Source organism: Pseudoalteromonas sp. 10-33 (assembly GCF_001469195.1).
Lineage (GTDB): Bacteria > Pseudomonadota > Gammaproteobacteria > Enterobacterales > Alteromonadaceae > Pseudoalteromonas.
The window spans coordinates 130,480-144,331 of sequence record NZ_LOFI01000026.1; the positions used below are offsets into that span (position 1 = coordinate 130,480).

Here is a 13,852-nt window from a genome sequence, read left to right on the forward strand (position 1 = left end):
GAGACTGAACTATGTGGTATTTTGCTTGGATTTTAGGTGTACTTTTAGCCTGTACCTTAGGCGTTATAAATGTAATGTGGTATGAATTTCATCAAAATAAAAACAGCATTGCTGATGATGAACAACCGATGCATGATTTATTGAACGAGGCTAACTCGACCAACAATGACGACTAAACCCCGACCAAATCGCGCGCAGCAGCAAACACTGCGCGCTTTTTTAAAAACACAAAGTAAACCCACCTCATTATGGTTAAAGCTCAGTATTGCGCTAGGTACTTTTAACGCCATTTTAATGATTACAGGTGCTTATTTACTTGCTCAAACTATTCATAATGTAATGTTTGAAGGTGAAAGCCTTGCTCAAGTAGCCCATTTACTTTGGCCACTTGCAGGCATTATTTTATTACGAGCAATTTTTTTAGCACTAAGTGAAAGGCTAAGCGCATTGGCTGCACTTAAAATCAAATCGGCTATGCGCCAAACACTTTTAACTAAATTAAGTTTACTGGGCCCTAGTTACATTGAGCAACACGGTCAAGGCGCAACCTTAAATACATTACACAATGGTGTAGAAGAACTTCACGACTATTACGCAAAGTATCTACCTGGTGTTGCTTACAGTGCCCTTATCCCACTGGCAATATTGATTGTTATTTTTCCAACCGATTATAAAGCGGGATTAATATTTTTATTAACGGCCCCACTTATTCCCTTTTTCATGATTTTAGTCGGCTCTAAAGCTGAAGCTCTAAATCAAAAACGTTGGCAACAACTCGCAGTGCTTGGTAATTACTTTTTTGATCGAGTTCAGGGATTAACACAATTAAAACTGTTTAACGCAACGCAAACCGAATTAAAACAAATCGCTAAAATTTCTGATGACTTTAGACATACAACACTAGGCGTATTAAAAATTGCGTTTTTATCATCTTTTGCTTTGGAGTTTTTAGCTACCATTAGTGTAGCCTTGGTGGCTGTTATTATTGGCTTTAGACTGTTTTTCGGCACCCTCGACTTTTCTACAGGCTTTGTAGTACTGCTTTTAGCCCCCGAATTTTACCTACCTTTACGCCAATTGGGGAGCCATTACCATGCCCGCTTGCAAGGTATTAGTGCTGCTGCGGACATGGTGACTATTTTAAATGCGCCTCTACCAAATAATGAGGCTGATTCTGTTGTAAATACAATCACGGGCTCTAGGCTAGATAAACTAAATTCTATAGATATTAAAAAGCTTAGTTATACGTACCCAAACAGTAATGAAGGAATACACGATATAACCCTAACATTACCAAAAAAAGGGTTAGTTGCAGTTGTGGGTAACAGTGGTTCTGGGAAAAGCACTTTATTTGACTGCCTATTAGGCTTTCATGCCCAAGTAATGCCCTGCATTTATATTAACGGATTGCCATTAACAGCAAACAATATTACCCAACTTCAGAGTCAGGTTGCGTGGATACCTCAAAATCCGACCTTATTTTACGATAGCATTAGTGCGAACATTCTATTAGCTAAACCTGATGCGACACAGCCCGAACTTAAGCAAGCGGCACACCAAGCAGGTGCGCTTGAATTTATAAACTCACTTCCACGTGGGTTCGATACGTTAATAGGTGAGCAAGGTGAAGGCCTCTCTGGCGGTCAAAAACAACGCATAGCACTAGCCCGTGCGTTTTTAAAAAATGCCCCTATTTTGATGCTTGATGAGCCAACAGCTCACCTTGATAGCCAAACAGAGCAACACATTCAACACGCCATTAATATGTACGCTAAAAACAATTTAGTACTGGTAATCGCACACAGATTAAATACTGTAAAACACGCCGACAATATTATTGTAATGGACCAGGGTAAGATCACTGAGCAAGGTCGCTTTGAAAAACTACGCACTCAACATGGCGTGTTTTATAATTTGCTAAATGCCACTAAGCAAGGAGTGGCCCATGAATAACTTTATTAGATTGATAAAGCTCTGCCGCCCTCATTATAAAGCCATGTTACTCGGTACACTGTTAGCAACAATTACGGTGCTTGCTAACGTTGGCCTACTGGCTATTTCAGGCTGGTTTTTGGCATCTATGGCAGCTGCAGGTATTGCTGGCGTGCAAATGAACTATTTTACACCCGCCGGCACAATACGTTTTTTAGCTATTGTAAGAACGGCTTCTCGTTATGCTGAGCGTTTAGTTACTCATAATGCGACTTTTTTATTGTTGAGTGAAATTCGCGTAAATATGTTTGCAACACTAAGTAAGCTAAACAATGTAGATTTAGCAATGAGCCGCAGCGCCGATTTAGTAAACCGCTTACAAAACGATGTTGATGCCCTAGATAAATTTTACTTAAACATCTTACTCCCTATGCTAGTAGCGCTATTAAGCGTACCAATTATTATGGTGTTTATGGCGGCCTACAATGCTAACGTTGCACTTATTTGTTTTACTGGCATTTTATTAATTGGTGTTGTTTTACCGGCTTTATTAAGTATTAAGTTAAACAAAAATAGCCATAAAGAAACACAGCTAAGTGCTCAACTTAGGGCCGAACTTTCTGACACGCTAACAGGCCTTAGAGAACTGAGTATTTACCAAGCAGGTGACGATCAAATTTCAAAATGTAATAAATTGAATGAGCAGTACAATCAGCAACTTTATAATCGCCATAAAGCACTGGCAAATAGCGATGGCCTAAGCTTACTGGTAGTGCAACTAGCCATGCTAGGCGCCATCGTTACTATTGTGCCGTTGGTATACAGCGGTGCCATGGTAAATGTAGAGCTTGCCATGCTAAGCCTATTTGTAATAGCAAGCTTTGAAAGTGTATTGCTCCTGCCTAATGCCTTTATAGAGTTACCTAATGTACTAAAAGCCGCAGAGCGACTATTTACACTTCAAGATAAAGTATCTGCTCAGAGTAACAATCAAGTCGCTTTAATTGATACTCAATATGATAAAAATAATACCTCACTAACCCTTAATAACATTAGCTATAAATACGATGAGCATACTGCATTAACTAACGTTAGCTTTATCCTTAAAGCGCAGCAAAAAGTGGCCATTGTAGGTCGTAGTGGGAGTGGTAAAACCACGTTGGTTAATTTGCTAACTGGGTTATGGCCACTTCAGCAAGGCAGCATTAAGTTGGGTGATCAAAATAACCCCCAAGAGCTGCACTCACTAAGCAATGACACCCGCGCAAGCGTTATAAATATATTAGCGCAGCAGCACCATATTTTTGATGGCACACTCAGTGAAAATTTACGCTATGCTGCGCCAAATGCTACAAAAGATGAAATGCTAGAAGCAATTAAACTTGCAGAGTTAAAACCTTGGTTTGATGGTTTAAAAGCGGGTTTAAAAACACGTTTAGGTACTGGCGGGCGTAATGTATCTCAAGGACAATCAAGGCGTATAGCGATAGCTCAGACTTTATTACAAAACCCCGCTATTTTAGTACTTGATGAACCTACAGAAGGGCTAGATAACCAATCTAAGCAAACCGTAATGAACGCCATTATGCAGGTAATGAGTAACGTAAGCGTACTTACAATTACCCACGACCCTGCTCTTCTTAGTCAAATGAATAATGTTATATGGTTAGAAGATGGTAAAGTGGTTGCGCAAGGCTCTCATAAAGAGCTTAGTAGCGCTTATCCAGATTATGTAGCACTAACTACCCGGTTTTAATACACTGATTGATACATCGATAACGCCGACCTTAGGGTCGGCTATTTTTTTAAACATAGCTAATGATAAATCAATCACTCGCCCTCTTACGTAAGGCCCTCTGTCGTTTATTCTTACAATTACAAATTTGTTATTTGCCAAGTTAGTTACCTTTACTTTAGTACCAAAGGGTAAATCTAAATGCGCAGCTGTTTCTGCCTTTTGGCTAAAAACCTCACCGTTTGCGGTTGTGCGGCCATGATATTTATTAGCGTAATAGGAAGCTTTACCTAACTGGCTGCGCTCACTATCAGCGGAGGTAACTACACGCTGACTGCTACACGCAGCTAAAATTGACAAAAAACTGAGGATAAAAATTAACTTAGTAAGAGACATAACTGCGCTTTAATTATAAAAATTCGCGCAAAGGTTAACCTTGCTTAGCTGAGTGTGTACTGAATTTATTTAAGAGAGCCATTTTGTAGGCAATAAAAAACCACCTGCGATTACTCTTAGGTGGCTTTTTAATGCTCAAAGCAAAGCTTGTAATTATCTTACAATGCCGCGCTCAGAGCCTTTAACAAAATCTATCATGGTTTGCACTGCAGGGTACTTAGCAGCGTCTTCACTTAGTGATGCAATTGCTTCGTCAACACCTAAACTCTTACGATAAAACGCTTTATAAGCACGGCGTACTGCCATTATTTCATCGTTTTCAAAGCCACGGCGTTTCATACCTTCTTTATTGATTGCAGCAGGACCTGCTGGCATACCAATCGTGGTCACGAATGGCGGTACATCTTTATTTACGCCAGAGTACATGCCAATAAACGCATGCGCGCCAATTTTACAAAATTGATGAACACCGGAATTACCACCTAATATAACCCAATCAGCAACATGAACGTGGCCTGCAACGCTGGCATTATTAGCAAAGATCACATTATCGCCAATCACTGCGTCATGTGCTACGTGTGTGTAAGCCATAAACAAATTGTTGCTACCAATTTTTGTTACACCTTGGTCCTGGATGGTTCCACGGTGAATAGTCGCACATTCACGAATAACATTGTTGTCACCAATGATTAATGTCGTTGGTTCGTTGTTGTATTTTTTGTCTTGGCAAGCTTCGCCTACAGACGCAAATTGAAAAATATGATTTCCAGAACCAATGGTCGAAGGTCCTTTGACAACAACGTGAGACTCAATAATACAGTTATCACCGATAACAACATCATTGCCTATATAACTATACGGACCAACTGAGACATTGTTGCCTAGTTTAGCGCCAGGTTCGATTATTGCTGTAGAATGGATCACTATTAAAACTCTCTTCTCGCACACATAATTTCGGCACTACATACTACTTTGCCGTCAACTTTAGCTTCAGCAGCAAACTTCCATATATTGCGGCGCTCTTTTAAAAACTCTACATGCAAATGCAATGTATCACCAGGAACAACCGGTTGTTTAAAACGTGCGTTGTCTACTGCAGCAAATAAGTAAAGCTCATCTTCACTGCGATTTTCAACTGTTTTAAAACCAAGAAGACCAGTGGCTTGTGCCATAGCTTCTAATATTAGCACACCAGGGAAAATAGGCTGGTTTGGAAAATGCCCAGTAAAAATAGGCTCGTTTATAGATACATTTTTAATAGCATGCAATGACTTACCCGGGGTAAAGTCAATAACACGATCAATTAAAAGCATCGGGTAACGGTGCGGTAATAAAGCTAAGATTTCTTGAATATCAAGGCTATTTAATTCGTTTGCCAAAATAGCATCCTTTTATGTGTTCAACGTTTATGACTTAGCCAGTGCTTCAAGCGCTTTCAAACGAGACTTCATGTCTGACAGATTGCGCAAGTGAGCAATTGATTTACGCCATTCTTTGTTAGTTGTATGGGGCATACCTGATGAATAAATACCGGGTTCGGTGATTGATTTTGTCACCATGCTCATACCGGTAATTATAACACCATCACATACTGACATGTGACCATTAATTGCAGTCATACCACCAATTTGGCAGTTTTTACCTATGGTGACACTACCTGCAAGGACAGAGCAGCCAGCAATTGCTGTGCCTGAGTTAACTTCAACGTTGTGTGCTATTTGACACTGGTTATCAATAATCACATTGCTATGGATAATTGTGTCATCGAGTGCGCCACGGTCAATAGTGGTACTTGCGCCCACTTCAACTTTGTCACCAATAATCACAGAGCCTAGCTGAGGAATTTTAACCCACTGCCCACGCTCATTTGCATAACCAAATCCGTCACTGCCAATAACACTATTTGCCTGGAACAAACAATCTGCACCAATTTCAACATCGTGATAAATAGTCACACTCGGCCAAAGCTTTGTACCGGCACCTATTTTAACACGTTCTCCGATAAAACTGTTCGGACCAATTTGCGCCTTGTCACCAATGACTGCATCAGCTTCTATAACAGCATTTGCGCCTATAGCCGCACTTTTACTTATATTTGCACTTGGATGAATCGTTGCGCTTGGGTGAATGCCCGTAGAGGCTGAACGCGGTGTTGTATCCATAAATTGCGCAAGCTTTGCATAACTGACATACGGATTTGAAACAATCACTTTATTACCATCAAAGTGCACTGCATCGGCTTGGTTAACAATGACAGCACTGGCTTGAGTCGTTTCAAGTTGAACACGATATTTTGAGTTCGCTAAAAATGCAATATGCCCAGTACGGGCATTTGCAAGTGTCGCTATTTTTGTTATTTCTAAAGCGCCATCACCCTGAAGTTCGGCGCCTAGAAGTTCCGCAATTTGCGAAAGCGTATAATTTTGCATAGAGTGATTATTTCTTGCTAACAGCGGTTACTACTTTAGATGAAAGGTCTGTTACTTCTTTAGGGTTAAAGTAAATTGTTGTGTCTTTTACTTTAACTTCATCAAAGTCACCGTCTTTAGCAATCTCTTCAATTGTTTTAATAATTAAGCCCTGAACTTTTGCAAGCTCTTGGTTTTGACGTGCTTTGATTTCTTGCTCTAAAGGACGACCTACTTCAGCAAGGTTTTTTTGCATACCTTGAATTTTATCACGTAGTGCATCTTTTTGAGCTTGGCTCATCGTTGTGCTCTCACGCTTAAATTTTTCTGCTTCAAAGCGAATATCACCTTGTAACTTTTCAAGCTCTTGACGACGCTCAGCAAACTCACTTTGTAGTGACTGCTCAATTTTAGCCATTTGAGGAATTTGCTTGTAGATTTCTTGCATATCTACAACACCTACTTTGTGAGCAAGTGCACTAGCAGAAGTACCCATCATTAACGTTGCTAAAACAGCTACTGCCGTTGATTTAAATAATTTAGTCATAAAAAACTCCTTTAGAAAGTGTTACTAATATTAAAACTGATGGTCTTCGTATCGTCATCTTCTTCTTTTTGCAATGGATACGCAAAACTAATCAGCATAGGACCCATTGGAGAGATCCACTGTAATGATAAACCGGTCGATACTCTAAAACGCATAGGATCTGAATAATCATCCAACTTATTGCGTTGGTCTACGAGTAAGTTTTGATAGCGGTCTACGCTAAACTCTGTGTCCCATACGTTTGCAGCATCAACAAAGAAACTGGTACGCACTGAACTTGTATTTTCTTCATCTAAAAACGGCGTAGGAACAATTAACTCCATGCCTGCCACCGCTTTGGCGTTACCACCAATTCGACCTTGTGGTATTAACTGATCAAACTCCGACGCACTATTGATAGGACCTGAAGTAGAACCATCTGGGTTTAGTGTCCCAGGAATAGTCGTTGCACGACGTGCTACAGCTTGTGGCAATATTGTATTACGGTCAAAGCCACGTAGTTCCATTTCAGTAATGCGGAAGAACTCTTGGAATGGAAGCGTTTGATCGTATCCATTCGTTGACCCATAACCATTACCATAACCAAGCGCCGCACGAGCCGAGAATACCCAGCGATGATCGTTAGATATTGGCCAGTAAAAACGTGAATCGTAATTAAGCTTGAAGTAAGTTAAATCTGAGTTTGGTGTCGTCCCCGTTAAATTTAACGTTTGGCGCGAACCTGCTGTTGGGAATAAACCACGGTTAACCGTAATACGTGACCAACCAACACTTAACTCATATTTAGTAAAATCAAAGCCTGCATCAGGGTTTTCAGGGTCAAAGAATGTCTCACGTAATACGCGCGTTTGCTCGTACTCAGCAATATCTGACAGCTCTTCTTTTATCCAACGAACACCAAAATTAACTCGGTTTATTGCGTCAATCGGAAAACCAATATTTGTACCTAAACCATAACTTTTTGATTTGTAATCTACAAGACTAAACTTACTTGCGTCGTAGTTTCGGTAAAAAATACTGCTGCCTTGTGATACCCCATCAGCCGTAAAGTAAGGGTCTGTGTACGACAAACTGAGACTTTCAGAGCCAGTAGACGTATTCAAATTTAAGCCAATTTGGTTACCTGTACCTAAAAAGTTAGATTCAGTTACACCAATATTAAATTGCAGTCCTAGGTATGAACCATAAGCAAGGCCAGCATTAAAGCTACCGGCTGACTGTTCTTTCACAGTGAAATCTACGTCAACTTGGTCGTCTACACCTGGCACGGGCACTACATTAAAATCAACAGTTTCCATGTACGGTAAACGTTGAATTTGTAGCTTTGAACGCTCAAGGTTTTGATTTGATAACCATGCACCTTCTAGTTGCGTCATTTCACGGCGCAATACTTCATCTGCGGTGTTTTGGTTACCACCAACAATTATACGGCGAACGTAAACACGCTTACCTGGGTTAACAGATAAAGTTAACTGAACTTCTTGCTTTTCGTCGTCAATTTCAGGAATTGTACGCACTTCAGCATTTGCATAACCAAAACGTGCTAAATAACTTTTAATGAACTCTTCTGACGATGTAACAACAGAGCCATTGTAAAGCTCACCAGCTCTGAGTGGGATAACGCTTTTAATTAAATCTTCTCGACCGAGTAAGTCACCAATAAAGTCAAAGCCTTTAACCTTATACTTCACGCCTTCGGTAAGGTTAGCCGTTACATATACAGACTCACGCTCTGGACTTACCGATACCTGAGTCGAATCGATATTAAAACGTAAATAACCACGGTCTAAATAAAAGCTGCGGATTTTTTCTAAATCGCCTTCAATAGTTTGTTTTTGGTAGCGATCGCTGCCCATAAACTGCCACCAAGGTAAATCTTGCTGAGACTCGGCAAGTTTTAGTAATTCTTCATTAGAAAAAAGCTCATTACCCACTAAGTTAATTTGACGGATAGACGCAGCATCACCTTCGTCAAACTCCAATTTAAGTTTAACGCGGTTACGTGGCAATTTAGTAACACTAATATCAACCGTTGCATTGTATTTACCAATACTATGAAAAAACTCTACTAAGCCTTTTTCAATGTTGTCTATTACGGTTTTATCAAGTGGTTCACCTTGGCGGATATCTTGCTGATCAAGCGACTCATTAAGTTGCTCATCTTTAATATCTTTATTACCTTCAAACTCAATAAAGCTAATGGTTGGACGCTCGGTTACTTTAAAAATAACGTTGTTTCCATCACGCAATGCTTTGATGTTGTCGAAGTGGCCAGAACGATAAAGTGACTTTATTGTTTTTGAAATTGTGTAGTCATCTACATTATCGCCTACGTTAATAGGAATATGAGTTAATGCAGCACCCAGTGCTACGCGTTGTAAGCCTTCAACTTTCAAGTCTTCAACAATAAAGGAAGTTTGGCCTAGGGCGGCAAAGCTTGCACCCAATAAACTTGAAACTGCCAAATGTTTTTTTATAGCCATTTTATTATCTTTATCCTTTACAACTGTATTACCGCTCAACACCTAAATTACTAGTGCTTTACAATCGTGTTCTAATTAATAAATGTTACGCGTTAACTACAAACGCGATACATCATTGAACAAAGCGAAACATGTTAGAAAAATGAGGAGTAACGCCCCCACTTTAAAACCAAATTCTTGTGTCTTTTCAGAGACCGGCTTTTTACGAAAAAGTTCAATTATGTAATACATTAAGTGTCCACCATCAAGCACTGGCAGGGGTAATAAATTAAATACACCCAAGTTAACGCTTATTAGGGCTAAAAAGCTTAAAAAGGCAACTAAACCATAGCTTACGCTAGTCCCTGCTCCCACTGCAATACCAACAGGACCACTTAAATTTTTAACCGAAACCTGACCCGTAATTAAATTACCAATCATGTCAAAGCTCAGCGTAATTAATCGCCACGTTTCTTTTGTACCGCGAACAATACTATCAAGCGGTCCAAAACTTCGGGATTGTACATACCCCTCTGGCCATTGCTGCACAACAGGCGCTACACCTAAAAAGCCTTGCTCAATACCATTGTTGCCAACACGCCCTTGAGGCGTCACTGTTATGGTTTTTATACTATCTTGTCTTTTTACACTAAATTGTAAAGATTTGTTAGCCGATTGCGTAATTACATTAACTAATTGCGGCCAATTGCTTATAGTTTCACCGTTTACAGCCAAAATAGTATCGTTAACTTGCAAATTGGCTTGTTCCGCTGCCGAATTTTTAGTCACTGCGGCAACCGTTAATGTGGCTTGCGGGCGAAATGGTACAATGCCCAAAGAGGTTAGTGGAGGAACATCTTGTTGATCAAGCTTCCAACCATCAATGTTGAGTGTTTTAACGCGTGTTTGTAAGTTTTCATCGCGAACTGTAACTTCTACGCGTTGTTCACCTAATCGCGACATAAAAGCGAACGTCGCGTCTTGCCACGTGGTTATATTGTCATCACCAATTTTAATAATGTGTTGGCTTGGCATAAGGCCGGCTTGCTCTGCCCGGCTTCCCTCAGTAATGCTGCCAACTACCGGTTTAACCGATTGCACCCCCACCATGTACATCACCGCTAACGCAAAAATAGCAAACAAAAAATTTGCCATAGGCCCAGCTGCAACAATAGCAATTCGTGCTTGTACCGACTTTGAGTTAAAAGATAGATGCCGCTGATTTGGTGGAACATCGTCCACACGCTCATCAAGCATTTTTACATAACCACCTAATGGAATAGCAGCTATGACATATTCAGTGTTGTATTTGTCGTGCCATTTGATTAAGGGCTTACCAAAACCAATAGAAAAGCGAAGTACTTTAACCCCCGCTTTTCGTGCTACCCAAAAATGACCATACTCATGAACAGTAACTAAAATACCCAAAGCTAAAATAAATGATCCAAGATTCCAAATAAAATCAAACATATTAATGAGCCACTTTATTTATAAACTGAGCAGCGCTAGCACGCGCAAGCTTATCGCATTGTAATATTTCATCTAAACTCTGCACGTTAATGCATTGAGCCGATTCTAGAGTTTGTGCATTTATTTTATAGATATCTGTAAAACCAATTTCACCTTTTAAAAATGCAGCGACAGCCATTTCATTTGCGGCATTAACGGTCGTCGTAGCGCCCTGTCCCGCCGAGCAAGCATCAATAGCAAGCTGCAAGTTAGGGTAACGGGTAAAATCAGGTTTAGTGAACGAAAAATCACAAATATCTGAAAAGTTAAGCGGTTTAACACCTGCGTCAATTCGTTTTGGGAACGCTAATGCATGGGCAATAGGCGTGCGCATGTCGGGATTACCCATTTGCGCTAAAATTGAGCCATCATGGTACTGAACCATTGAGTGAATAATGCTTTGAGGATGAATAACAACGTCAATGTCATCGCTGTTACAGTTAAATAGCCACTTGGCTTCAATAAACTCCAACCCTTTATTCATCATAGTTGCAGAATCTACTGAGATTTTTTGCCCCATAGACCAATTAGGGTGCGCGACGGCCTCGCTAACGGTTACCTCTTTTAAGGTATTGATATCACGCGTTAAAAATGGCCCACCTGAACCGGTAAGTAAAATTTTACTAACACCATTATCTTGCAGGTTCTTATCGCTTTGCGCATTCTGTATTGAGTAAGGCAAACATTGAAAAATAGCGTTATGTTCGCTATCAATTGGCAGCAAAGTGGCTTTGTGCTTTATAACTTTATCAATAAACAATTGACCCGACATAACCAGCGACTCTTTGTTCGCGAGCAGAACTTTCTTGCCGGCTTCTACTGCACTAAGCGTGGGTAACAATCCTGCGGCTCCAACAATGGCAGACATAACGATGTCTACTTCAGGATGCGCACATAAATCACTCATTGCCTGTTGTGAGTGCATAATCAGCGTTTGACACGCTGTGCCCTTTAAATGCAGTGATAGCTCTTCTGCGGCGGTTTGCGTTGCCATAACTGCATAAAGGGGCGAATGCTTTATGCAAAGCTCAGCCATTTTTTTTGCATTTTGTCCCGCTGTTAAAGCAAATACACCAAATAAATCACTGTTTTTTGCTACAACATCAAGTGTACTTAAACCAATTGACCCCGTAGCACCTAAAATAACTAGCTGCTGCTTACGACTCATAAACTTAAGGTCCATGCATAACACATTACAAACATTGGCGCTGCCGCTGTTAAGCTATCAATACGGTCTAAAATACCGCCATGTCCAGGTAAACATTTACCACTGTCTTTAAGGCCAGCTTCACGTTTAAACATACTTTCTAATAAATCGCCAACTGCCGAAAATAACGCTATAAATGCAGTCATAATGGCATAAATTGGCCAAACAGCTAAATCAACATCGCTAAAATGGCAAAACGCCATAACAAATAAAATTGACGCAACGATGCCACCAGCAAGGCCTTCAATCGTTTTATTTGGGCTTACTTTTGGCATTAACTTGTGTTTGCCGAAGCTTTTACCAGTGAAATAGGCACCAATATCTGCGCTCCATACTATGCCTAGCACCACCAGAATAAGCACTGAGCCAAAATGAGTCGACTCAGCATATTGCGCACTACGAAGCGTATTGAGCGCAAGCCACAGTGGCACTAAAGTTAGTAGCCCGGCAATACCGCGCATTACGAGCCCTTCATTCCACGCTTTGGCCATAGCCGGATAACGCCAAATTAAATAACTAGCAACAATCCACCATGCAAACGCTAGGGTGAATAAATAATTAGCGTCACCCACTAACTGGCCGTTTTGCCAAAGCGATTCTATCGGCCAATGTAAATTAAGCACCGCCAGTAATGCAGCAATGAGCGCAACAAAAGCGCCTCTTTTGATTTTGTCGCAAAGCCCCATAAAAGCAGACCATTCCCAAGCACCCATTAAAACAATGGCGCCTGCAAAGTAACTAAATAACGTCAGTGGTGTATAAAAAACCAAGGCTAGCGCTGCAGGTGCTAACACTAGTGAGGTTAAAATGCGTTGTTTTAACAAAATTGTGACCCTTAATCTATTTAGGTTTGAGCGAGTAATTGTTTTATTTGTTCGCCCGTACAACCAAATCGTCGCTCTCTGGCAACGTAACATGCAATGGCCTCAGCAAATGCTGCTTCATTAAAATCAGGCCAAAGTGTTTCGGTAAAATAAAGTTCTGCGTAAGCTGCCTGCCATAGTAAAAAGTTACTAATGCGAACATCGCCCCCCGTTCGAATAAGTAAATCGGGTTCAGGTTGATCGGCCATGCTCATATGCTGCGCAATACGCTCTTCAGTAATATCTTGTGCGTCAATGTCACCACTTGCAACTTGCATTGCAAGTTGTTTAGCCGCGTTTGCCATATCCCAACGGCCGCCATAATTGGCTGCCACATTTAAACACAACCCTGTGTTATTTTCTGTCAGTTGCTGTGCACTATGTACTTTGTTTTGCAACCCTTCAGAAAATCGAGATAAGTCTCCAATGATGGTTAGTTTTACATTGTTTTTATGAAGCTTTTTAACCTCTTTTGTTAATACAAACAAAAATAGCTCCATTAACGTGTTTACTTCGTCTTCAGGACGGCGCCAGTTTTCACTACTAAATGCAAATAAGGTTAACGACTGAACGCCTAATTTAGTACAAAACTGAACAGATTGACGAACTGCGTCCACGCCTTTTTTATGCCCGTACACACGAGGCCTATTTCTAGCTTGCGCCCAACGTCCATTCCCGTCCATGATGATAGCAACATGCTTAGGTAAACATTGTTGTGAAATTGTATCAGCGTTTAAAGCCATAAATATCGAGTATTCCATAAAAAAACGCCGCCTAGTATAACCCAGACGGC

Annotated in this window: 13 protein-coding genes; 3 read left to right on the top strand and 10 right to left on the bottom strand. The window is 40.6% G+C overall.

Annotated elements, in window-relative coordinates:
• Window positions 1–11: 11 nt before the first annotated feature.
• Genes cydX through cydC form a run of 3 tightly spaced genes read left to right on the top strand, consistent with a single transcriptional unit; the run spans window position 12 to window position 3,688 of the window.
• The gene (gene cydX / locus ATS76_RS15985; protein ID WP_006793620.1) at window positions 12–176 is read left to right on the top strand and encodes a cytochrome bd-I oxidase subunit CydX; all 165 of its coding nucleotides are present in this window, start codon (window positions 12–14) and stop codon (window positions 174–176) included.
• Window positions 166–1,953: a thiol reductant ABC exporter subunit CydD gene (gene cydD, locus ATS76_RS15990; protein ID WP_058552869.1), complete on the top strand. Its 1,788-nt coding sequence runs from the start codon at window positions 166–168 to the stop codon at window positions 1,951–1,953. Before cydX ends, cydD begins: the two co-directional genes overlap by 11 nt.
• Window positions 1,946–3,688 (top strand): thiol reductant ABC exporter subunit CydC, encoded by a 1,743-nt coding sequence (gene cydC, locus ATS76_RS15995; RefSeq protein WP_058552870.1) that lies wholly within the window; start codon window positions 1,946–1,948, stop codon window positions 3,686–3,688. Before cydD ends, cydC begins: the two co-directional genes overlap by 8 nt.
• Here cydC and ATS76_RS16000 read toward each other — a convergent pair.
• The 10 genes from ATS76_RS16000 to ATS76_RS16045 form a co-directional block, all read right to left on the bottom strand.
• Complete coding sequence (locus tag ATS76_RS16000; protein WP_058552871.1) at window positions 3,671–4,063, bottom strand: septal ring lytic transglycosylase RlpA family protein; 393 nt, start codon at window positions 4,061–4,063, stop codon at window positions 3,671–3,673. The two genes, cydC and ATS76_RS16000, sit on opposite strands and share 18 nt — an antisense overlap.
• Window positions 4,064–4,216: 153 nt before the next feature.
• Entirely contained in the window at window positions 4,217–4,987 is a 771-nt protein-coding gene (gene lpxA, locus ATS76_RS16005) for an acyl-ACP--UDP-N-acetylglucosamine O-acyltransferase (protein WP_058552872.1), read from the bottom strand.
• A 2-nt stretch (window positions 4,988–4,989) separates the two neighbouring features.
• Window positions 4,990–5,442, bottom strand: coding sequence for a 3-hydroxyacyl-ACP dehydratase FabZ (gene fabZ, locus ATS76_RS16010; protein ID WP_058405706.1), 453 nt, complete (start codon window positions 5,440–5,442; stop codon window positions 4,990–4,992).
• A gap of 27 nt (window positions 5,443–5,469) precedes the next feature.
• Window positions 5,470–6,492: a UDP-3-O-(3-hydroxymyristoyl)glucosamine N-acyltransferase gene (lpxD, locus tag ATS76_RS16015; RefSeq protein WP_058552873.1), complete on the bottom strand. Its 1,023-nt coding sequence runs from the start codon at window positions 6,490–6,492 to the stop codon at window positions 5,470–5,472.
• Window positions 6,493–6,499: 7 nt separating this feature from the next.
• The gene (locus ATS76_RS16020) at window positions 6,500–7,018 is read right to left on the bottom strand and encodes an OmpH family outer membrane protein (RefSeq protein ID WP_006793627.1); all 519 of its coding nucleotides are present in this window, start codon (window positions 7,016–7,018) and stop codon (window positions 6,500–6,502) included.
• Between the two features lie 11 nt (window positions 7,019–7,029).
• The gene (gene bamA, locus ATS76_RS16025) at window positions 7,030–9,501 is read right to left on the bottom strand and encodes an outer membrane protein assembly factor BamA (RefSeq protein WP_058552941.1); all 2,472 of its coding nucleotides are present in this window, start codon (window positions 9,499–9,501) and stop codon (window positions 7,030–7,032) included.
• A 96-nt stretch (window positions 9,502–9,597) separates the two neighbouring features.
• Window positions 9,598–10,950 (bottom strand): sigma E protease regulator RseP, encoded by a 1,353-nt coding sequence (rseP, locus tag ATS76_RS16030; protein ID WP_058552874.1) that lies wholly within the window; start codon window positions 10,948–10,950, stop codon window positions 9,598–9,600.
• 1 nt (window position 10,951) lies between these two features.
• Complete coding sequence (ispC, locus tag ATS76_RS16035; protein WP_058552942.1) at window positions 10,952–12,157, bottom strand: 1-deoxy-D-xylulose-5-phosphate reductoisomerase; 1,206 nt, start codon at window positions 12,155–12,157, stop codon at window positions 10,952–10,954.
• A complete protein-coding gene (locus ATS76_RS16040) occupies window positions 12,154–13,020 on the bottom strand; it encodes a phosphatidate cytidylyltransferase (protein ID WP_058552875.1) in 867 nt (288 codons plus the stop codon). The genes ispC and ATS76_RS16040 overlap by 4 nt, the downstream gene beginning before the upstream one ends.
• A gap of 20 nt (window positions 13,021–13,040) precedes the next feature.
• Window positions 13,041–13,820 carry an isoprenyl transferase gene (locus tag ATS76_RS16045; protein WP_008126663.1) on the bottom strand — a complete coding sequence of 260 codons (780 nt, stop codon included), beginning with the start codon at window positions 13,818–13,820 and terminating at the stop codon, window positions 13,041–13,043.
• Between the last annotated feature and the right edge of the window lie 32 nt (window positions 13,821–13,852).